This is a genomic window from Bradyrhizobium cedriense, from assembly GCF_054602315.1.
The window spans coordinates 607,753-628,184 of record NZ_JBTSWB010000004.1 but is presented as its reverse complement, the minus strand read 5'-3'; the positions used below and the strand labels follow the sequence as shown (position 1 = coordinate 628,184).

16 protein-coding genes and 1 pseudogene are annotated in these 20,432 nt (G+C 63.7%); 7 read left to right on the top strand and 10 right to left on the bottom strand.

Going from position 1 to position 20,432, the window contains the following annotated elements; translation table 11 throughout:
* Positions 1 to 6: 6 nt before the first annotated feature.
* Both mdcA and ACYCVF_RS19545 read right to left on the bottom strand, forming a co-directional pair.
* Positions 7 to 1,728 (bottom strand): malonate decarboxylase subunit alpha, encoded by a 1,722-nt coding sequence (gene mdcA, locus ACYCVF_RS19550; RefSeq protein WP_459599032.1) that lies wholly within the window; start codon positions 1,726 to 1,728, stop codon positions 7 to 9.
* Positions 1,729 to 1,826: 98 nt separating this feature from the next.
* Positions 1,827 to 2,612 carry an alpha/beta hydrolase gene (locus tag ACYCVF_RS19545; protein ID WP_459599030.1) on the bottom strand — a complete coding sequence of 262 codons (786 nt, stop codon included), beginning with the start codon at positions 2,610 to 2,612 and terminating at the stop codon, positions 1,827 to 1,829.
* A gap of 730 nt (positions 2,613 to 3,342) precedes the next feature.
* Here ACYCVF_RS19545 and ACYCVF_RS19540 point away from each other — a divergent pair.
* The 5 genes and pseudogenes from ACYCVF_RS19540 (at position 3,343) to ACYCVF_RS19520 (ending at position 10,195) form a co-directional block, all read left to right on the top strand.
* On the top strand, positions 3,343 to 3,870 hold the full coding sequence (locus tag ACYCVF_RS19540) for a hypothetical protein (RefSeq protein ID WP_459599028.1): 528 nt from the start codon (positions 3,343 to 3,345) through the stop codon (positions 3,868 to 3,870).
* 20 nt (positions 3,871 to 3,890) lie between these two features.
* Complete coding sequence (locus ACYCVF_RS19535) at positions 3,891 to 5,063, top strand: efflux RND transporter periplasmic adaptor subunit (RefSeq protein ID WP_459599026.1); 1,173 nt, start codon at positions 3,891 to 3,893, stop codon at positions 5,061 to 5,063.
* Positions 5,060 to 8,203 carry an efflux RND transporter permease subunit gene (locus ACYCVF_RS19530; protein ID WP_459599024.1) on the top strand — a complete coding sequence of 1,048 codons (3,144 nt, stop codon included), beginning with the start codon at positions 5,060 to 5,062 and terminating at the stop codon, positions 8,201 to 8,203. The genes ACYCVF_RS19535 and ACYCVF_RS19530 overlap by 4 nt, the downstream gene beginning before the upstream one ends.
* Positions 8,190 to 8,597, top strand: a pseudogene (locus ACYCVF_RS19525) (thioesterase family protein); the annotation flags it as partial. The gene ACYCVF_RS19530 and the pseudogene ACYCVF_RS19525, both read left to right, overlap by 14 nt.
* 110 nt (positions 8,598 to 8,707) lie before the next feature.
* Positions 8,708 to 10,195, top strand: a complete 1,488-nt coding sequence (locus tag ACYCVF_RS19520; RefSeq protein WP_459599022.1) for a sensor histidine kinase — start codon at positions 8,708 to 8,710, stop codon at positions 10,193 to 10,195.
* Positions 10,196 to 10,212: 17 nt separating this feature from the next.
* Here ACYCVF_RS19520 and ACYCVF_RS19515 read toward each other — a convergent pair whose 3' ends face one another.
* Positions 10,213 to 12,504 (bottom strand): FdhF/YdeP family oxidoreductase, encoded by a 2,292-nt coding sequence (locus ACYCVF_RS19515; RefSeq protein WP_459599020.1) that lies wholly within the window; start codon positions 12,502 to 12,504, stop codon positions 10,213 to 10,215.
* A gap of 247 nt (positions 12,505 to 12,751) precedes the next feature.
* Here ACYCVF_RS19515 and ACYCVF_RS19510 point away from each other — a divergent pair, with 247 nt between their 5' ends.
* The gene (locus tag ACYCVF_RS19510) at positions 12,752 to 13,999 is read left to right on the top strand and encodes an oxalate decarboxylase family bicupin (protein ID WP_459599018.1); all 1,248 of its coding nucleotides are present in this window, start codon (positions 12,752 to 12,754) and stop codon (positions 13,997 to 13,999) included.
* 394 nt (positions 14,000 to 14,393) lie between these two features.
* On the opposite strand, the gene ACYCVF_RS19505 is transcribed toward ACYCVF_RS19510, so the two are convergent.
* The 6 genes from ACYCVF_RS19505 to ACYCVF_RS19480 form a co-directional block, all read right to left on the bottom strand.
* Entirely contained in the window at positions 14,394 to 15,062 is a 669-nt protein-coding gene (locus tag ACYCVF_RS19505; RefSeq protein WP_459599016.1) for a YoaK family protein, read from the bottom strand.
* Positions 15,063 to 15,080: 18 nt separating this feature from the next.
* Positions 15,081 to 15,917, bottom strand: a complete 837-nt coding sequence (fdhD, locus tag ACYCVF_RS19500; protein ID WP_459599014.1) for a formate dehydrogenase accessory sulfurtransferase FdhD — start codon at positions 15,915 to 15,917, stop codon at positions 15,081 to 15,083.
* 320 nt (positions 15,918 to 16,237) lie between these two features.
* Entirely contained in the window at positions 16,238 to 16,738 is a 501-nt protein-coding gene (locus ACYCVF_RS19495) for a Dps family protein (RefSeq protein ID WP_459599012.1), read from the bottom strand.
* Between the two features lie 62 nt (positions 16,739 to 16,800).
* Complete coding sequence (locus tag ACYCVF_RS19490; RefSeq protein WP_459599010.1) at positions 16,801 to 17,361, bottom strand: cytochrome b; 561 nt, start codon at positions 17,359 to 17,361, stop codon at positions 16,801 to 16,803.
* Positions 17,358 to 18,413 (bottom strand): catalase family peroxidase, encoded by a 1,056-nt coding sequence (locus ACYCVF_RS19485; protein ID WP_459599008.1) that lies wholly within the window; start codon positions 18,411 to 18,413, stop codon positions 17,358 to 17,360. The genes ACYCVF_RS19490 and ACYCVF_RS19485 overlap by 4 nt, the downstream gene beginning before the upstream one ends.
* Positions 18,414 to 18,738: 325 nt before the next feature.
* Positions 18,739 to 19,020, bottom strand: a complete 282-nt coding sequence (locus tag ACYCVF_RS19480; RefSeq protein WP_459599006.1) for a hypothetical protein — start codon at positions 19,018 to 19,020, stop codon at positions 18,739 to 18,741.
* 57 nt (positions 19,021 to 19,077) lie between these two features.
* Here ACYCVF_RS19480 and ACYCVF_RS19475 point away from each other — a divergent pair, with 57 nt between their 5' ends.
* Positions 19,078 to 19,515: a hypothetical protein gene (locus tag ACYCVF_RS19475; protein WP_459599004.1), complete on the top strand. Its 438-nt coding sequence runs from the start codon at positions 19,078 to 19,080 to the stop codon at positions 19,513 to 19,515.
* A gap of 208 nt (positions 19,516 to 19,723) precedes the next feature.
* Here ACYCVF_RS19475 and ACYCVF_RS19470 read toward each other — a convergent pair whose 3' ends face one another.
* Positions 19,724 to 20,425, bottom strand: coding sequence for a hypothetical protein (locus ACYCVF_RS19470; protein ID WP_459599002.1), 702 nt, complete (start codon positions 20,423 to 20,425; stop codon positions 19,724 to 19,726).
* Between the last annotated feature and the right edge of the window lie 7 nt (positions 20,426 to 20,432).

Sequence of the window (20,432 nt, the reverse complement as noted above, 5' to 3'; positions counted from 1 at the left end):
TCGTCCTCACCAGTTCCTGAATTTCGACGGCGGCGCGTAGAGTCCGCCCGACCAGCGCACGAGATCCTTGATCGAGCGCGCCGCCAGCAGACTGCGATCCGCGTCGAGCGGATTGATGCCGAGATCCTCCGGCCGGCGGATCACACCGCGCTCGCGCAGGCGCGAGACCATGCCGTGATCCCGCCGGCGGCCGACGTCGGTGTAGCCGGCAACGCCGCGGATGGCCTGTTCGCGCTCCTGCGCGGTGCGGCACAGCAACAGGTTGGCCACGCCCTCCTCGGTCACGATGTGGGTGACGTCGTCGCCATAAATCATGACCGGCGTGAGCTCGAGCTTCAGCTTCTCGGCAAGCTCGATCGCGTCGAGCTTCTCGACGAACAGCGGCACGTTCTTGTCGCCGAACGTCTCGCCGATCTGCACGACCAGCTTGCGGCCACGGCGCATCAGGGCCGAGCCGTCGGGATCGGCCTCCGCTCCGGCCTTCAGCCAGGGCTCGCTCGGATGACGCCGCCCGCGGGCATCCGCTCCCATGTTCGGGGCGCCGCCGAAGCCTGCAATGCGCGAGGTGGTGACGGTCGACGAATTTCCCTGCAGATCGATCTGCAACGTAGAGCCGATGAACATATCGCAGGCATAGAGCCCGGCGGTCTGACAGAAGGCACGGTTGGAGCGCAACGAGCCGTCGGGACCGGTGAAGTAGACGTCGGATCTGGCGCGGATGTAGTCGTCCATGCCGACCTCCGAACCGAACGAGTGGATCTGCCGGACCCAGCCGGACTCGACGGCGGGAATGAGTGCGGGATGCGGGTTCAGAGCGAAATGGGTTGCGATCTGGCCTTTGAGGCCAAGCCGCTCGCCGAAGGTCGGCAGCAGGAGCTCGATCGCGGCCGTACTGAAGCCGATGCCGTGATTAAGCCGCTGCACGCCATAGGGAGCATAGATGCCCTTGATCGCGAGCATCGCGGTCAGGATCTGTCCCTCGGTGATCGCGGCCGGATCGCGCGTGAACAGCGGCTCGACGAAAAATGGCTTGTCCGCCTTGACGATGAAGTGGACGCGGTCCGCCGGGATGTCGACCCGCGGAACCCTCTCGACGATGTCGTTGACCTGGGCGATCACGATGCCGTCCTTGAAGGCGGTTGCCTCCACCACGGTCGGCGTGTCCTCGGTGTTCGGACCGGTGTAGAGATTTCCCTCGCAGTCGGCGCTGACAGCGGCAATCAACGCGACGTGCGGCGTCAAGTCGATGAAGTAGCGTGCGAACAGTTCGAGATAGGTGTGGACCGCGCCCAGCTCGATCTTGCCGCCGAACAGCATGCGCGCGATGCGTGCCGATTGCGGTCCGGAATAGGCATAATCCAGCCGCTTCGCAACGCCGCGGTCGAACAGGTCCAGATGTTCGGGCAGAACGACACCCGACTGCACCATGTGCAGATCGCTGACCTTGGAGAGATCGACCGCCAGCAGCGCGCGACTGAGGAGATCCGCCTGCTTCTGGTTGTCGCCCTCCAGGCAAACTCGGTCGCCAGGCCGGATCACGGCCTCCAGCAGGCGCGTGACGTCGTGTGCATCGACGACCTTGCCGCGGGCATGCCTGGCGCCTGCGGCGATGCGGGCATCGCGCGCGGCGCGGTTGGTTTGCCAGACCGTCGTCGCGTTAGCTCCTCGGCGCGCCTCACTGTCGCGGTCCAGTCCGCGACTGGTGCTGGTCGTCTCGATCGCGCTCATGGGAATTCTCCGGATGGGATAATCGGGGCGGCGGAAGTGCTGTCTCTCCCGCCGCCCTTCTTTTCACCGGCCGTGCGTCAGGACCGGCAAACACGTCGTCAGCGGGTCGCTGGCTGATCAATGCTGCGTGCGGCTCGTGTGATCACAGCCGCCACTTCCTTGGGATGCGACTCGTAGACCGAGTGGCTCGCGCCCGGGATCACCGTGGTGTGGCTCTTGGCCCGCTCGTAGTACCAGCGCTCCAGTTCGGGATTGATGATCTGGTCGCCGCCGGCAACGATGCCCCAGCTCGGCTTGGACCTCCACGCAGCCGCCGTCAGCGGAGTGCTGAACACCTGTGCCGCGGCCGGGACCTGTGAGCGTGCCACGAACTCGGCACGCTCACGCGGCAGATCGGGTGCGAACAGCTTCGGGAATTGCACGGGATCGAGATAGGTGAACTTGTCGGGCGTGACCTTGATGACGCCCTCGGTCTTTCCGAGCACGCTCGGCGTCTTCTTGCCGAGCGCCGATTCATCCTCGCCGACGTCGGGGGCGTGCGCGGCGACGTAGACGAGACCGGCGACCTTGGGGTGAACGCCGGCTTCGGTGATGATCGAACCGCCATAGCTGTGGCCGACGAGGAGCGTCGGGCCGTCCTGGAGATCGAGAATGCGCTTGGCCGCCGTGACATCGTCGGCGAACGAGGTCTCAGGCTCCTGCACCATGGTCACGCGGAAGCCTTCCTTGGTCAGAATCTCGTAGACCGGCTTCCAGCCGGACGCATCTACCCAGGCGCCGTGCACCAGGACAATGTTCTTAAGGGGTTCCGCATGCGCCGGAGCGACGCTCGCGGACAGGGAAAGGGCTGCAGCAAAGGCGAGACCTGCGTTGAGGTGCTTCATGTCGGGATCACTCCGGGTTGGAACGACGCGACACTAGGTTGGCCGCTTGCCTGCGTATTTCGGCAAATAACGGCCCTTGCCACTTCGCACGCCGGGAATCATCGGCCGCAGCTCTGATCGAACTCACACTCCGGTTTCTTTGATGGCACGATCTCGTGCGCATGCAAAGCAGCCGACGTTCGCAAGCGAAAGACGGCGCGTATCAGTCCTGTCATTCGAGAAAGGCTTCGCTAGCGACACGAAGGATCGACGATGACATCGAATTCACTCATTCGGATTGCAGCCGCCGCTATAATCCTCCTGCAGACGCCATTCCCAGCTCGTGCAGCGTCCTGCGAGAATTCGATCGGACGTGTCCAGGCACAGCTGGACGCCGCAATTGAGAACAATGCCGGCGCACATGGCTGGAGCCCGGAAGGCCTCGATGCACTGCGCGGTCGTCAGCCCACGCCACGATCGCTGGCGCAGGCGGAAGGCGCGAGCGGAGTGTACCTTCGGTTCGCGCTCGATGCCCTCGACCGCGCGCGCGCCGCGGACCGTTCCAGCGACATCGCCACGTGCCGCCGGGAAGTGTCCGAGGCAAAGCGACTGCTTCGGAAGGGGCCCCAATGATCCCGGAGGTGGATAGCTTTCTATCGTGCGGCCAGACAGCGGGACGTGCGTTCAGGGAATACCGGCACGCCGGCCGCTCCCTACCGTTCCGCACGAATGAAAGGATCCGGAGCAGCCCATGCGAGAACAGCTCTCACTGAACCGCTTCAAATGCCGCCGATTTGCATCGATGCATCTGGGCGTTGCGCTCGCAACTAGCCTGACATGGCTGATCCCGGCCGCGGCAAATGCGCAAACGACGCTGCCGACGACGCTGCCTCCTGTCGGCATGTCTGCAACCTCGCCGCTCAACCTGGGCTCCACGCGGCCTGAAGGCATTCCGCTGGGCTCGACCGAAATCGCCACACCCGGCGTATCCCCGATCAGTCCTTCGCAAGGAATGACGAACTGCCCCCTTCCAGAAAATCCCGGATCGTCGGGAGCCCTGTTTGACGGCGGCGGACTCTCCGGAAGCCCGTCACTCGGCTGCTCCGACGGTACGACGACCCAACCAGCCTTGCCTCCCTCGATGTCGACGGTCGGGCGCGTCGGGATTCCGCTCGGATCCACCGAGCTCGGCGGCGCCGGAATCAGTCCGTCCCTGCCGGTGCCCGGCCCTACCTCCATGGGCAGCACAAATTCAATCAACGCTTCCGGCAATCCCTGAGATCAAGAAGGACCATCACCGTGAAACGGAACCTCACCCTTGCGCTGGTTGCTCTCGCCGCGATCCTGATCGGCGCAGGCCTCTGGTTCCACAGCAGCGACTACAGGCCGCCCGCGGCGGCCGCGCCGGTGCCCGCTGCCGTGCCGGTCGTCGCAGCCACCGTCACCGGCAAGGACGTGCCGATCTATCTGCGCGGCATCGGCACGGTTATCGCTTACAACACCGACGTCGTGCGCAGCCAGATCCAGGGGCAGATCGTCAAGGTCGCCTTCACTGAAGGACAAGCCGTTAAGGCCGGCGACCTGCTTGCCCAGATCGACCCGCGTCCCTACGAAGCACAGATCGAGCAACTGACGGCCAACCGCGACAGGGACCAGGCGCAGCTCGTGAACGCCGAGGCCAATCTCTCACGCTACAATCAGCTTGGCGACAAAGGCTACGCGACCCCACAACTGATCGAGACGCAAACGGCGCAGGTGGCGCAGCTCAAGGCCGCCGTGAAGGCCGACCAGGCGCTGATCGATCAGGCCAACGTCCAGCTCAGCTACACGCGCCTGACGTCGGCCATTCCCGGCATCACGGGCGTCCGCCAGATCGATGTCGGCAATGTGATCCATCCGACCGATCCCAATGGTCTCGTCGTCGTCACCCAGATCGAACCGATCTCGCTGCTGTTCACCCTGCCGCAGACTGACCTGCCCGCAATCCAGGCGCACGCTGCGAAGGGACCGCTGAAGGTCATTGCCTACAGCCAGGACAACAAGATGAAGCTCGACGAAGGCACGCTGTTGCTGGTCAACAACGAGATCGCGGGGACGACCGGCACCGTCCAGCTCAAGGCGGTGTTCCCGAATCGTGAGCGCCGGCTTTGGCCGGGCCAGCTTGTGAACGCGCGCCTGCTGCTCGAAATTCAGAAAGACGCGCTCACTGTCGCGGGCTCGGCCGTGCAGCAGGGCCCGAACGGCAGCTATGTCTATGTCGTGACCGACAGCCAGACGGCCACCTTGCGCCCTGTTCACGTCGCACAGATCAGTGATGGCCAGGCGCTGATCGACCAAGGGCTGAAGTCAGGTGACGTGGTCGTTGTCGACGGCCAGTATCGGCTGACGGAAGGCAGCCGCGTCCGGGAATTGCATGGCAAAGCTGCGCAGGAAGCCGACTTACAGAGCGCCGTGCAGGACGCGATCCCATGAACCTCTCGGCGCCCTTCATCCTGCGGCCGATCGCAACCGCCCTGCTGATGGCCGGCTTGCTGCTGTGCGGCCTTGCGGCCTATCCACTGCTGCCGGTCGGGGCACTGCCGAACGTCAATTACCCGACGATCCAGATCTCGGCGCAATTGCCCGGCGCCGATCCGGGCACCATCGCCTCGTCACTCGCCACGCCGCTCGAACAGCAGCTCAGCCAAATTCCCGGCATCACCCAGCTCACCTCGTCCAGCGCGCTCGGCGTGGCCCAGCTCACGGTGCAGTTCGAGCTGTCGCGTACGGTGGACAGCGCAGCGGTGGACGTGCTGGCCGCGATCAATGCCGCCAGCCCCTTCCTGCCGCCAAACATCCCCTACCCGCCGACGATCAGGAAGGTGAATCCGGCGGAGACGCCGATCATGCTGATCGCACTAACGTCGGACTCGCTGCCCCTGACCACGGTCGATGCCTATGCGGAAAACATCCTGCTGCCGAAGATTTCGCAGGTGCCGGGCGTGGGCCTCGTCGGAATCGGCGGCCAGCAGAAACCCGCGATCCGTGTTCGCGTCAATCCGCAGGCGCTTGCTGCCCGCGGCATCGGTCTCGAAGACGTCCGCAACGTCATCGCCGGCGCCAATGTCGACTTGCCCAAGGGCACGTTCAACAGCCCGCGCGTCACTTACACGCTGAACACCAATGACCAGCTGCTGAAGCCCTCCGCTTACGAAGACCTCATCATCGCCTATCGCAACGGCTCGCCGGTGCGAATCCGCGACGTCGGGACGGCGATCGAGGCACCCGAGAACGATCTTCTGGCCGGCTGGTACGGCAAGGAGCGTGCCGTCATCCTCGCGGTCCAGCGCGTTCCCGGCGCCAACGTGATCCAGACCGTCGACCGAATCAAGAAGCTGCTGCCGCAGCTGCAGGCCTCCGTTCCGCCGGCGATCAAAGTGACGATCGCCGCCGATCGCACCGCCACGATTCGCGTTGCGGTTTCCGACGTTCAATTCACGCTGCTGCTGACGGTAGCCCTGGTGGTGATGGTCATATTCCTGTTCCTGCGGAATTTCTGGGCCACCGTCATTCCAGCGATCACAGTTCCGCTGGCGCTGATCGGAACGTTCGCAGTCCTCTACGTGCTCGGTTACAGCCTCGACAACCTCTCGCTGATGGCACTGTCGATCGCCGTCGGCTTCGTGGTCGACGATGCGGTCGTCGTCATCGAGAACATCGTGCGGCATCTCGAGCAGGGCATGACGCCGATCGAGGCGGCACTCAAGGGCTCCGCCGAGATCGGCTTCACGATCGTCTCCATCACGTTGTCGCTGATCGCAGTGTTCATCCCGCTCTTCCTGATGGGCGGATACGTCGGCAAGCTGTTCCAGGAATTCGCCGTCACCATTACCGCCGCTCTGCTGCTGTCGTTGATCATCTCGCTGACCCTGACGCCGATGATGTGCGCACGCCTTCTGAAGGATGGTTCGCGAAGGAAGCACGGCCGCATCTATCTGCTGTTCGAACGCGGCTTCGATGCCGTCCTTGCGCTTTACGCGCGGGGCTTGCGCGTCGTCTTACGACATCGCTTCGTGACGCTGCTCGTCATGCTCTCGACCATCGCGTTGACCGGCTATCTCTACGTGATCATCCCGAAAGGCTTCTTCCCGCAGCAGGACACCGGACAGATCGTCGGAATCACCGAGGCTGCCCAGGACATCTCCTTCCCCGCGATGTCCGAACGCCAGCAGGCGATCGTGGACGTCCTCTCAAAGGATCCCGCCATCCAGTCGGTGGCGAGCTATATCGGTCCGGGCGGCCCGACAGCGACGCTCAACCAGGGGCGCATCTTCATCGTGCTGAAGCCGAAACCGGAGCGCAAGGCGAGCGCTGACCAGGTGATCAACCGGCTGCGCCCTCGACTGGCTCACATCCAGGGCATCACGCTTTACATGCAAGCTGCGCAGGACATCACAATCGGCGCGCGCCTGTCGAAGACGCAGTATCAGTACACGCTGACGGATGCCGATTCCAGCGAGCTGACCCACTGGTCGGCGATCTTCCTTGAGAAGCTGCGCGCGCTCGACCTCGTCACCGACGTCGCAAGCGACCAGGCCAATGCCGGCCCACGGCTGGAGGTCACCGTCAATCGCGAGGTCGCCTCGAGCTTCGGCATCTTGCCCACGACGATCGACAATGCGCTCGACGATGCCTTTGGCCAGCGCATCGTCTCCACCATGTTCACCTCGCTGAACCAGTACCATGTCGTGATGGAGGTCGATCCGCGCTTCCAGTATGGACCAGAGGCACTCAAGGACATCTACCTGACCTCGGCCAGCGGGCAGCAGGTCCCGCTCAGCACGCTGGTCCACGCCGTCATCAAGCCTGCGCCCATCCTGATCAATCACCAGAGCCTGTTTCCCTCGGTGACGATCTCATTCAATCTTCGGCCAGGCGTCGCGCTGGGCGATGCGGTGACGGCGATCCAGAAGATCGAGAAGGACACTGGAAAGCCCGCCTCGCTGTCGGCGTCGTTCCAGGGTAACGCCCAGGCGTTTCAGTCCTCCCTGTCCGGCACGCCGTTGTTGATAGGGGCCGCACTGATCGTGATCTACATCATCCTCGGCGTACTCTATGAGAGCCTGATCCATCCGATCACGATCCTGTCGACACTGCCTTCCGCGGGTATCGGCGCGCTGCTGCTCCTGCTGGTCGTCCACATGGATCTCAGCGTCATCGCCATCATCGGCATCATTCTGCTGATCGGCATCGTCAAGAAGAACGGCATCATGCTGGTCGATTTCGCGCTCGAGGTGGAACGACGGCACGGGCTCAGCCCCGAGGAAGCGATCTATCAGGCCTGCACGCTTCGCTTCCGTCCGATCCTGATGACGACGATGGCTGCACTGCTCGGTGGCGTGCCTCTGATGATCGGCTCCGGCACCGGCGCCGAGCTGCGACAGCCGCTCGGTTACACGATCGTGGGTGGCCTGATGCTGTCGCAGATCCTGACGCTCTACACCACGCCGGTCGTCTATCTCTATCTCGATAGGCTCGGTAACCGGTTCACAGGACGCAAGCCCCAGGCAGCCAAGACATCCACCCCATCCACGACCGAAGCAGAGACGGAATTGAACCATGAATCCGCTTGAGAAACTGACGACCGGCATGATCGCCGAAAAACTGGTGACCGTCTCGCCCGAGATGACGGTCGGCCACGTGGTCCCCGGAATGCCTGAAGTCTACGGCACGCCGATGATGATCCTGCACATGGAAATGGCCGCCGGATCGGCGGTTCAGCCGTTCCTGCCCGCAGGCCATGTCAGCGTCGGGATGACGGTCAATATCCGCCACCTCGCGGCAACACCGGTCGGCCACACCGTGCGCGCGATTGCGCGGGTCGTCGCGGTCGAGGCCAAGAGCGTGCTGTTCGAGGTCGAAGCCTGGGAGGGCGTCCGCAAGATCGGCGACGGCACCCACCGCCGCGGCATCGTCAACGTCGCCGCGTTCGAAGAACGGTTCGGCGTGACCGAACCAACAGCAGCGATGTCTAGGCTCGCAGCCAGCGACCAGCCGGATCGCAGCCCCGTGCTTTTTGACAAAGTATCTGCGACATTGCAAAAGACGACTGTTGGGCGGCGCGCTAGATCTTTCGGATGACGATCGAACCCGTGGATGGGGCAATCCCCGCAAAGCCCCAGCGATGGTGGCGCCGTGTACTCGCGGGCCGGCCCCTTCGGGACGGGGCTCCGCTATGGGCCTGGGGTAGTGTTGCCCTGAGTCTGTTGTCGTTTACTTCCTCCCTGCTCGGCTTCAGCTTCACCGCGATCGCATTCGCCGCCTCTATTGCCGCTTCGCTTGTGGTGATCAGTTTGACCATCGCCGCGCAGAAGAAGACCAATGCCGAGCTGGAGCGGAGCGAGCAGCGATACCGCCAGCTGTTCACCCGCATGCCGATCGCATTCCGGCAGCTCGATGCCAGCAGGATGGTCGTGCTGTTCCGCAAATTGCGCGCCGAAGGCGTCAAGGACCTCAGTGCCTATTTCGACAGCCATCCTGAATTCCTCCGAACCTGCATGGATGCGCTCACGATTCAAGAGGCCAACGAACGCGCCATCGAGATGTTTGGCGGCGGCGTCAACGATTATGTCGGACGTTCCATGGCCGAGACCTGGAAGGAGCGTCCCGACACGTTCAGGCGAGCCATGGAGTCCCGTTATCGCGGCGAGACGAACTTCGAGGAAGAGACCCAGATGGTCACGTGGGACGACCGCGTCGTCGACGTTCTCTTCACGACGGCCCGGGTCGGCCCCATCAACGATCTCGAAATCAGCCTGGTCGGCACCATCGACATCTCACAGCGTGTTCGCGCCCAGCAGAAGCTCCAGCAAGTACAGGCCGAGTTCGCGCATGCCGCGCGGGTCTCGATGCTCGGCGAGCTCACCGCATCGATCGCACATGAAGTCAATCAGCCCCTCGCAGCCATTGCCACCAATGGTGCCGCCGGACTGCGATGGCTGAATAGGCCCACTCCCGATATCGTCGAGATCCGCAAGGCCATCGAAAGCATCGTCCTAGATGCGCAGCGGGCGGCGAACATCGTGGCGCGCGTTCACGGAATGGCTTCCCGGAGGGCCCCGGAACAGGCATCCCTGACATTTGACGAGATCGTTCGGGAAGCGCTTCTCTTCCTCCGGCATGAGCTCGAATCCCGCGCGGTGACGATCGTGCACCGGCCCGACCCGAACGCGCCGCGGGTGCTCGGTGACCGCACCCAGCTCCAGCAGGTGATCGTCAATCTGGCCATCAACGCGGTGCAGGCGATGACCCAGGCCGGATATGACGATCGCCGGATCGTCATCAGCACGGTCACGCTGGACGCGACCACGTTATGCTGCTCCGTGGAAGACAACGGTCCCGGCATCGCCGCCGAACATGTCGACCGGCTCTTTGAAAGTTTCTTCACGACCAAGGAGAGCGGGATGGGCATGGGACTGCCCATCTGCCGGTCGATCGTCGAAGCGCATGGCGGCCGGATCGGCGCCGAAGGCCATGGCGCGAATGGCGGCGCCCGCTTCTGGTTCACCCTGCCGACCGCCGCCGCGGCAGTCTCGCCGCGCTTCGACCTCCAAGCCGAAACGTGACCGTTCCAGCGCTGCCGCTATTCTCCCGTAGCGGCCGAACGCACCAGGCGGATCGGGACGCCCTTATACGACGGCGTAAAGCTGAGGGGGTCACGGGCATAGAGCGGGACCAGCGGATTGGTCTCCGGATAGTAGGCGGCACAGCAGCCGGTTGGGAAGGAATAGGCCACGACACGGAAGTTGCGCACGATCCGCTCGGCACCATCGGTCGATCCGGTTATCAGGTCGACGCGATCGCCGTCGGCCAACCCCCGCTTCTTCAGCTCATACTCGTTGAGGAAGACCACGTCGCGCTGGCCGAACACGCCGCGGTAGCGGTCGGACATCGAGTAGAGCGTGGTGTTGTATTGGTCGTGGCTGCGTATGGTGGTGAGCCAGAGGAAATCGGGATCGCTTTGCGGCGGATCCTCGCCGCAACCGGGATAGACCAGGAAGTTCGCCCTGCCCGACGGCGTCGCCCAGATGCGTTCGCGCGCGGTCGAGGTGAGATGGAAACCGCCGGGCACGCGGATGCGGGCATTGTAGCCCTGAAAGATCGGGAACACAGCCTCGATCGCATCGCGGATGCGATCGTAGTCGGCGACAAAGCCGTCCCAATCGACCACCGTGTGCTCGCCCAGCGTCGCCTTGGCGACGCCGGCGATGATCGCGACCTCGCTGAGCAGGTGCTCCGACGCCGGCTTGTTGCGGCCGCCGGACGCATGCACCATCGACATCGAATCCTCCACCGTGATCGACTGCGGCCCCGATGCCTGCACATCGATCTCAGTGCGTCCGAGGCAGGGCAGGATCAGGGCGGCGCGGCCATGAATCAGGTGGCTGCGATTGAGCTTGGTCGAGACGTGGACGGTCAGATCGAGCTTGCCAAGCGCCGCCTGGGTCGCCTGCCAGTCCGGAATGGCCGCCGCGAAATTGCCGCCCATCGCGAAGAAGGCCTTCACCTCGCCGCGGATCATCGCCTCCAGCGCGGTCACGACGTTGTGCCCCGCCGCGGCCGGAGGCTTGAAGCCGAAGCGTTGCTCCAGGCGCTCAAGGAAGTCTGCCTTGGGAACCTCGGTGATCCCCACGGTGCGATCGCCCTGCACGTTGGAATGACCGCGAACGGGACAGACGCCGGCGCCCTCGCGTCCGACATTGCCGCGCAACAGCGCGAGATTGGCGATCTGCTGGACGTTGTTCGCGCCGCGCCAGTGCTGGGTGATGCCCATGCCGTAGACGAGGATGGCGCGCTCGGCCTTCATATAGGCACCAGCCGCATACTCCATGTCCTCACGCGTCAGACCGGACTGACGTTCGATATCAGGCCATTGCGTGCGCTTGAGGTCGTCGATCAGGGCTTCAACGCCAACGGTGTGACCGCGAATGAAATCCCAGTCCAGGATCTCCGGCTGCTCGGCGGCGCGGGCAGTCTCATCGGCTTCGACCACGATCTTCATGATCCCCTTGAGGACAGCGACGTCGCCGCCGACGCGCACCTGGAACAGCTTCGAGCTGATCGTCGTCGAGCTCAGCGTGATCATCTCGACCGGGCTCTGCGGCGCCTGGAAACGTTCCAGCGCCCGCTCACGAAACGGATTGAAAGAGATGATGGAAGCGCCGCGCCGGGCCGCATTGCGCAGGCTGGTCATCATCCGCGGGCTGTTGGTGCCGGGATTCTGGCCGAATATGAAGATGCAATCGGCCTTGTCGAAATCCTCCAGCAGCACGGTACCCTTGCCGACGCCGAGCGAGTGCGGCAGGCCGACGCTGGTCGCCTCATGGCACATATTCGAGCAGTCGGGAAAATTGTTGGTGCCGTATTCGCGCACGAAGAGCTGATAGAGGAAGGCGGCTTCGTTGGAGGTCCGCCCGGACGTGTAGAACTCCGCCATGTTCGAATCCGGCAGCGCCCTGAGCTCTCGTCCGATCAAGTCGAACGCATCGATCCACTCCATAGGGAGATAGCGGTCGGATGCGGCGTCGTAAGCCATCGGATGGGTGAGCCGACCGACCATTTCAAGATCGTAATCGTTCCAGCGCGCGAGCTCCGTGACGGTATGCTCGGCAAAGAATTCGGGCGTGCAGCGCTTCGATGTCGTCTCCCATGCGACCGCCTTGCCGCCATTCTCGCAAAATTCGAATGACGAGGTGTGCTTCGGATCGGGCCAGGCGCAGCCGGGGCAATCGAAGCCCTGCGGCTGATTCATCCGGCTCAGCGTCGCCGCGCCCTTCAGCGGCGCCCGTTGCACCAGAAGGGCCTCGCTGAGCGCCTTGAGCGCACCCCAACCGCCGGCGGGCTCACTATAGGGACGAACCGATTTCGTGGTCATCTCGATATCTCTCGGTGTGGCAGTTCTCACGCCAGTTAAGGGGCACGCGGGCAGAGCCGTCTTTTCAAAACGAAGCCGAATTTCGCAATTGCACACGTCGGGAGCGGGCTGGTCGGCCGCAGCAGCCATGCATTCCGGCAAAAAGAACGCCGTTCGCGGAAGCTGAAACGACAACCGGAAGCTAATGTTTGCGGTGGGAGCCCCTGCGCCATGGGGGGCTTTCGACGAATTTCAGGAGCGACCCAACATGTTTTCACGACGTGACTTGCTGGCCATGTCCGCGGCAGGCGCCGCCATGGTCGGCGCAAGTGCGCAGGCCGCAAGCTTCGGCAATCCGGACGAGCCACCGCAAGGTGCCGTAAACGCCAAGAGTCCGGGAAGCCTGACCGATCCCGGTCCGCAGAATCCCGCGCTGTCCAAGCAATTCCCATCGGCGCAGACCCCGCCCGCGACCGACGTCGGGGGTCAGCCGATGGATTGGGCCTCGTTCAACAATGCGCCGAAGCGCATCCAGAATGGCGGCTGGGCCCGTCAGGTCACCGTCGCGGACTTCGCCATCTCCAAGGAGATCTCCGGCGTCAACATGCGGCTGTCCGCCGGCGGCATCCGCGAGCTGCACTGGCATCAGGCCGCCGAATGGGCGATCATGACCTACGGCACCTGCCGCATCACGGTGCTCGACACCCAGGGTCGCCCCTATATCGCCGACGTCAAAGCCGGCGACCTCTGGTATTTCCCACCGGGCGCCCCTCATTCGCTGCAGGGATTGGGTCCCGACGGCTGCGAATTCGTGATCTGCTTCGATGACGGCCATGCCAACGAGTTCAACACGCTGCTGGTGACGGATTGGCTCGCCCATACCCCGCCCGAGGTTCTGGCGAAGAACTTCGGTGTCCCAGCCGAGGCCTTCGCGAAGATCCCGCTGCACAATCTCTGGATCTTCCAGGGGACGCTGCCCGGCGATCTCGCCGCCGATCGCGCCGCAGTCGCCAGGCACGCCGAAGCGCCGCCTTACCCCTTCGTCCACACGCTCGGCAGCTCGACGCCGGTCAAGGAGAGCCCTGCCGGAAGCATCCGCGTTGCCGACAGCAGCAACTTCAAGGTGTCCACCACAATCGCAGCGGCCCTGGTGACGATGCCGCCGGGAGCGGTCCGGGAGATGCACTGGCACCCTAACGCCGACGAGTGGCAGTACTACATCAAGGGCAAGGCGCGGATGACGGTGTTCGACACCGGCCCTAACGCGCTGACGACGGACTTCTCGGCCGGCGACATCGGCTATGTTCGGCGCAATCTCGGCCACTACGTCGAGAATGTCGGCGACACCGAATTGCAGTTCGTCGGCGTGTTTCGCGCGCCCCGCTACGAGGAGGTCTCGCTCACCAACTGGCTGACGCACACGCCGCCCAAGCTCGTCGCTCAACATTTCAACATCGACGAGAAGCTGATCGCGCAATGGCCGGACAACAGCCCGGGCGTCATGCCGAAGTCCTGAATGAAGCCGTTCAACGAGAGACCGCAACGAAAGGCGCCGGAGACGGCGCCTTTGTTCTTTCCGCTATAGCGCAAGGCAGGTCCGCGCCGTGCGGGCCATCAGTCGTGATCGAACAGTCTCCCTTTCGCTCACGCTCGCCTCGCGATTGCCGATGCGCGTGCAACCGGCCGTTGGGTATCGTCACCCTCGAGAATCGCAGCCATACCCCAGAGCTTGTCCGTTGGAAGTTTCACTTTACCCAGGCTGTCGGCTCTTTGCGGGCGGTCATCCCTGCCTCTCGTGACATACGGTACTGATCGAAAGTGTACGTAGCGCACGATGCAGCCGCCTTCGCAAACGAACGCCCCTTTGCCGAAATAGCGGGTGACTCAGTCGGCGACGAGCCGGCGTGGCATCAGTGCGAATGGGTTCGCTTGCGACAGATCCAGAGAACGCATGCCGACGATGCGATCGGCAGAGCGAGGCTCCAGGTTCCGAACCACCTGGTCACGCAGCCGCCGGCGACAGCCCCCAACAGGAACATCACGCAGAGCGTAAGCATGGTCCCGGCGCCGGACGCCGCATCGCGATCGGACGTCGCAACAGACTGGTCGATGGCGCGGAGCATGTTTCCGGTGACGGTGACCGAGAGATACTTCCAGTGCCCGACCTGCCTGAAGCTGGCCGACTGCAACGCGATGCCGAAGGAGATTCCGAGGATGACGATCTGATCGGGAACACGATGAAGCAACAGCATCGCCGCCGCCAGGCAGGCGATCTCTCCGACAAGACAGCGTAGCGCCGCCCTGGTGCGGACCGCCACCACCGCCCCCAGGACGAAGGCCGCTATCGGAAGCAGATGGTGAAGCGCCGGCTGCCATTGCCCTGATAGTGAATAGATCCCGAAGAAGACGACATTGCCGGTCTGCGAACTCGCGAAGACGCCGAGCGACAACCACGTAAAGGCATCGAGGAAGCCTCCCGACATGCTCAATAAAGAGGCAACCAGCAGCGATTGTTCCGGAGCGTAGGCCTCGATCCGCGCCTCTGCCAAAGGCCCTGTTGATACGACTTGCATCGCCATGTTTGGAGGTCCGCGAGGTCAGCAGACCGGACTCAGCGCGGCCTCTTCAGGCAGCAGAACGCGGCGTGAATGCGTGAACACGCCGTATCCGTCATCGCGGGCGACGGCGAGCAGCGTGATTCCCGCCTCGTTCGCGGTCCGGATGGCAAGCGCGGTCGGCGCCGAAACGGCGACGACGATCGGCGTCCCGATCATCGCGGCCTTCTGCACCATCTCCACTGACACGCGGCTCGTCAGCAACACCGCGCCGTCGCGGGCAGAGCTGCCGTCGCGGACAATTGCCCCGGCGAGCTTGTCGAGCGCATTGTGCCGGCCAACATCCTCCCTGACCAGGGTGATCCCGGTGCGAGGATGCCAGAAGGCCGCCGCGTGAACGGACCTCGTCTGTTGATTTAACGTCTGGAGAGGAGACAACGCCTGCATGGCGTCGAGCAGGTCCCGTGCGTGAAAAGCAATGTCACGGCCCTCGACCCGCGGCGGCGCTCGGCGTGCCTGTTCGAGGCTTTCGATGCCGCATAGTCCGCACCCGACCGGACCGCTGATGGCGCGGCGACGTTCGGCCAGGGACGTAGCACGGTCGCCATCGAGCCACATCCGCACTTCCATGCCGAGCTCGTTCGAGATCAGCTCGATGCACCTGATCTCGCTTGCGCGCTCGATGATTCCCTCGGTGAGGCTGAAGCCGACACCGAAATCCACCAGATCGGCCGGCGTCCCCATCATCACCGCATGGGTCGACCCGTTGTAGGTGAGCGCGATGGCGCTCTCCTCGGCGACCAACCGCGACGTCGATGTCGTGCGGCCGCCGCGCCAAGCGATCTCCCGGTGCCGCGTGAATGTCGAAGCTGTCATCATGGCTCACACTTCCGGCGATTGCGCGAATGGCCCTTCCGAGCCACGCCCTTCGAGTTCGACATACCCGTCATGGCTTGATCCTTGTACGTAGGGCCGGTCTGCCGGTCACGAATTCCGTCAAGCGTACAGAGATCTGCCTCCGGTCATCTTTCGAGGATGCAGCAGCATTTTTCATCCGCACGATCTGGACCCGGCGTGGAGTCTGCTCGATCAGCTTGAGGGCGATGAGCCGGCAATCCACGGAAGCGAGGGGGCGCCCCCACTTCCGCGCCGTCACAACGATCGGCCGGCGCTTTCCGGCCGCATGACATACCCAGTGCTTACGGGTTCGGACCGCCTCGGCCTGTCTCGTACAGGAACCAGACCCGCCGCTCCGTCTCGTCGATCCAGTTTTCCAACAGGCTTGCAGTTGCAACGTCGCCGTAATCGTCGCAGAGCTCGTGGACCCGGCGCATCTCCCGCGTCAGCTGCTGGTTGTCGCTGCGCAACTCGGCCAGCATGTCCTGCGGATCGACATAGTCGGCGTCGTTGTCGAGAATGCGCTGCTCGCGCGCGATCTGCCCGATCGAGCGCAGTGTCGTTCCGCCGATCTTGCGCGCCCGCTCGGCGATATCGTCGGTCATGGCAAAGATCTGCTCGGCCTGCTCGTCGAGCAGGAGATGATAGTCGCGGAAATGCCTACCCGACATGTGCCAGTGGAAGTTCTTGGTCTTCAGGTACAGCGCGAAGACATCGGCCAGCAGCGCTCTCAGCGCTGCCGGAACGTCCCGGTTTGCATTGGCCCCGAGATCCGTCGGGCTTTGGAGGTCCGCTTTGGTCATTGTCGTCATCCTTGTTCGAGGTTGAAAAATTCAGCCGCGCGCTTCGCCGGCGCGTGAAGCGCTCATTCTTCCGGTGTCACGTTCCGTAGAGGAAAGAGTGCGATCGTCCCGAAGACGCCGTCGCGGCGGACCAATGCATGGAACAGCGCTGCCGCCAGATGCAGCAGCACGAGGGCAAAGAATGCGAAGCCCAGATAGAAATGGGCATTCCACAGCAACGTGTGCACGCCGTCGCTTTGCGGCAGCAACGCCGGAATGTGAATCCCGCCGTACAGGACAACCGGGTAGGCCGCCGCCCAAAGCATGCCGAGCCCCAGTAGCGGCATGATGATCATGAGGCAATAGAGCAACAGATGCGACAATCGCGCTCCCTGCTTGATCGCCGGCGGAAGATCGGCCGGCAATGATGGCGCGCCGTAGTGAAGCCGCAGAGCCAGCCGGATCACGACGAGGACCAGAAGCACGAAGCCGAGCGTCTTATGGATCAGGATGAGCGGTAGATATGCCGGCGTCACCGTGGACACCATGCCGACGCCGATGAAGAGCATGGCGATGATGCACACTGCCATCAGCCAGTGCAGGACCCGCTGACTCAAGGCGAAACGACGGAGAGTATTGCTCATGGCTTGGCGGTCCCGGTTCGCGGATAGTCGTTGGCTTCGGCCGCACGCAAATCGTAGGATTTGCGGTAGACCGACGAACGCGCAGCCGGGAAAGGATCGTCAGACACCCGGATTCCCTGCGGCAGCACGGTCGGATCGAAGTTGATGTCGCGGCAAGGCCCATCCCGCTCCTGTTCGATCCGCTGCACGACGAGCGTTCCGACCTGCACCGTCCGGCGGCCTTCGGGCCAGGCCTTGCTCGGGTCCGCGGTCGGGTCACCGGGATCGGCGACCGTCGTAACCATGGTCCAGCGCTGCGGGCCGGCGGTGCGGATGCGCTCCGTTATCTCCTGCTCGAGAAAATCCGGGCCACGCTTTTCCAGCTCGGCTTGCGATATCGGAACGACCTGCGCCGTCGGGAGCAGCGACCATCGCACTGTGCGCTCGCCGCCCCTGGCATCAGTGAAGATGAAGCTATTGAGCCCGTGGTACGGCTCCTCCGCATAGCTGGCTGTCCAGGGCGCCGTCTTGGCCCAGGCCGCGAAAGCGGCAAATTCCGGATTTGCCTGGATGAACCTCTTCATTGCCTCCGGATCCTTTTTTCCGGATGCAATCAGCAGGTCGTGAAATGCCTGCGGCGTCGACACTGCAAAGAATGGCGGGTTGATCAGCGCCGTCCGCCACTCTTCGCCGTCTGCCGCGGCGATCTGCAATCCCAGACCGCGCACACGCACGGTCGCGTCGACGGCGTTCGGATCCGCGGTGCCGAGATTGAAGCGGCCCAGGGCCGGATACGCGCCTCGCTCAAAGACTTTGGCCGTCGAGAGCTCCACGCCGTTTCCGTTCGCCTCGAACACGCCGGTGAAGCAGATCCCCTTCGCATGATTTCGCCGGTGCCCGAGCGGTGCGCCGCTCGGTGGCGTCAGCGCCGCGATCATCCGCTCCGGCGTCAGGCGCTCGGGCGAGAGCCACCCAGCCGTGTAGGCGAATGCGGCAGCGCCGCCTCCGATGACGGCCGCAATCAGCACCAGCGAGCCGAGTCCCGAACGCGGCAGATTGCCTGATTGATTCATCGCTTTTCCTTGCAATGCGAAAACCACCCCGCCGACCGACCACTCGGCCCGTTCTGTGAGCGGTGCACGTTGCTTCTAGCCGGCGATCCTGACCGCGATCTTCTGAAACCCAACGCCAATTTCGCGAAGGCACGTTCCGGCTGATCCGATCAGCGCAGGGCTCATCTGCCGCTTACGGGCCTTCTCGAAAGATTTCGTGCAATCTGAGAACCGCCCGCGGGCTCGACAGACTGATCGTACGTTCGTCCTTATTTCGAAGGCCTCTTCACGCAAGGCTGACGACAGGCTGCGCGACCGTCCAGCTCCGTCTTGCAGGACGTGCCGTTCAGCAGCCGCGGCAGATCGATCCCTCGAGCATCTTGTCTAGCCGGGCGTCGTCCTTGGTGATGGTCGGGTCTGTGCCGAGCAACGGCCCCTTCATCGCGTGGCCGCCACCGTCGGACGACGGAAGCGCAGTGCCCAGCGAGTTCGTTCCCGGCGCAGCGGCGCTCGTACCGAGCGTACCGCCGCTCTGCATCGACATATGCGATCCCATGCCACCGCGGGCAGACGCAGCGCCCGAGAGCGCAACGCTGGCGAGGATACAAACAACAGCGAATGATCTCATTGCTCACACTCCATGTGTTCGAACTACCTGCCTCCCAGAAGCGGACACCGGACGCGTTTGACCACGCACAAGCGCGCGAGAATCCTGACAACGGTGACAGAACCTTCCCGCAAGTGTGATGCAGATCCAGCGGGACTTTCTGCTCTGACGACCTACATAACCATCATCAAAACAATCTTCGGAAACGCCACCAGCCGAGCAGCGATCATCGCCAAACGACTCTCCGCACAGAGAAGACAGTGGAGAATCGCTATGAGTGCATTCAAGATTCTGATCGCAGCGGCGCTGATCTCAACGACAACGCTATCGTCCGCATCTGCAGCCTGGTCCTTCGCCGATCAGGAGCCCGCCACGTTTGCATCGATGTATCCCGATCGCGACGTGCTGAACGGTGGCGCGCTGACGCCCGCCGGTCGAATGGGCCTTGAGCGGCCGGGTGGCGCTGCACCCGTATTCGCCGCAGGTCACATTCACAACAGCAACTGGCATCGATGACCAGGCACCCGAATCGAGTATCCTGCGTCCCTGGCAGGTGCAGATGATGGTGTCCGCAACCCGGGAGTGCGACCGCGCCATGCGGCGCACCCTGCCGGCTTCGAACCGAGGCCGATGACATCGATGCCGGTAGCCGGCCGCAACTACCCATTCTTTGGACTTTGCGTGCCAGGGCTCTCGACGACAGGCTCTGGGCGGCATCGAAGCTTCAGCATCCTGGCGGCAGGATCGGCGACACGCCCGGCGTTGGCGCTGCGCCCGAGGCGTTGGCCGGCAACACTGTCGCAGGCGAGGCCAGACTCATCGAGACGCCTTGCGCGCAAGCCGAACTGTTTGGGCTCGGCACGACGGCGGCATTCGGGTCTATCCCTGTGCCGCCGGCGCCGCTGGTATCCGCCAGGATCGTGCCGGGTGGGGGGGGCGCAGCCACCTGCGGAATCGACAACGGCAAGGACGAAGCGCTCGTCACTTGCCCTCCCGACATCGAGCTGCACGCCACCGTCGCACCTATTCCTGCCGGCGCCGTCGCAGAAATCGTCCCGATTGAGCTGCTGTTCTGTCCCGTGACCGGGAGGATCGGAGCTGCTATGCCCGGGGTTGGAAGGCCCGTGGGCGATACGACCGGAGTCGGCGGCACCGGCATTGGTGATGACGACGGTGGGGCGCAGACGACCACTGTCCCCGGCATCGTCGGATCGTTCGCGAGCGGAACGGGCGCCAGCGTCGTATCAGGCGCGCCCGACACGGTCGTCGCGGAAAACGGCCCCGGACTGTTGAGCGGCGAGACCACGATCGCGCCCGGCACTGTCGGCAGATCCATTGCCGTACTGCCGGTCGTTGCGACCTGTGCCTCGCCCGGAGAACTGCCGAGCAGCAGAGCCATCACCGTTGCAAACACGATCCGTATCATCTTCGCT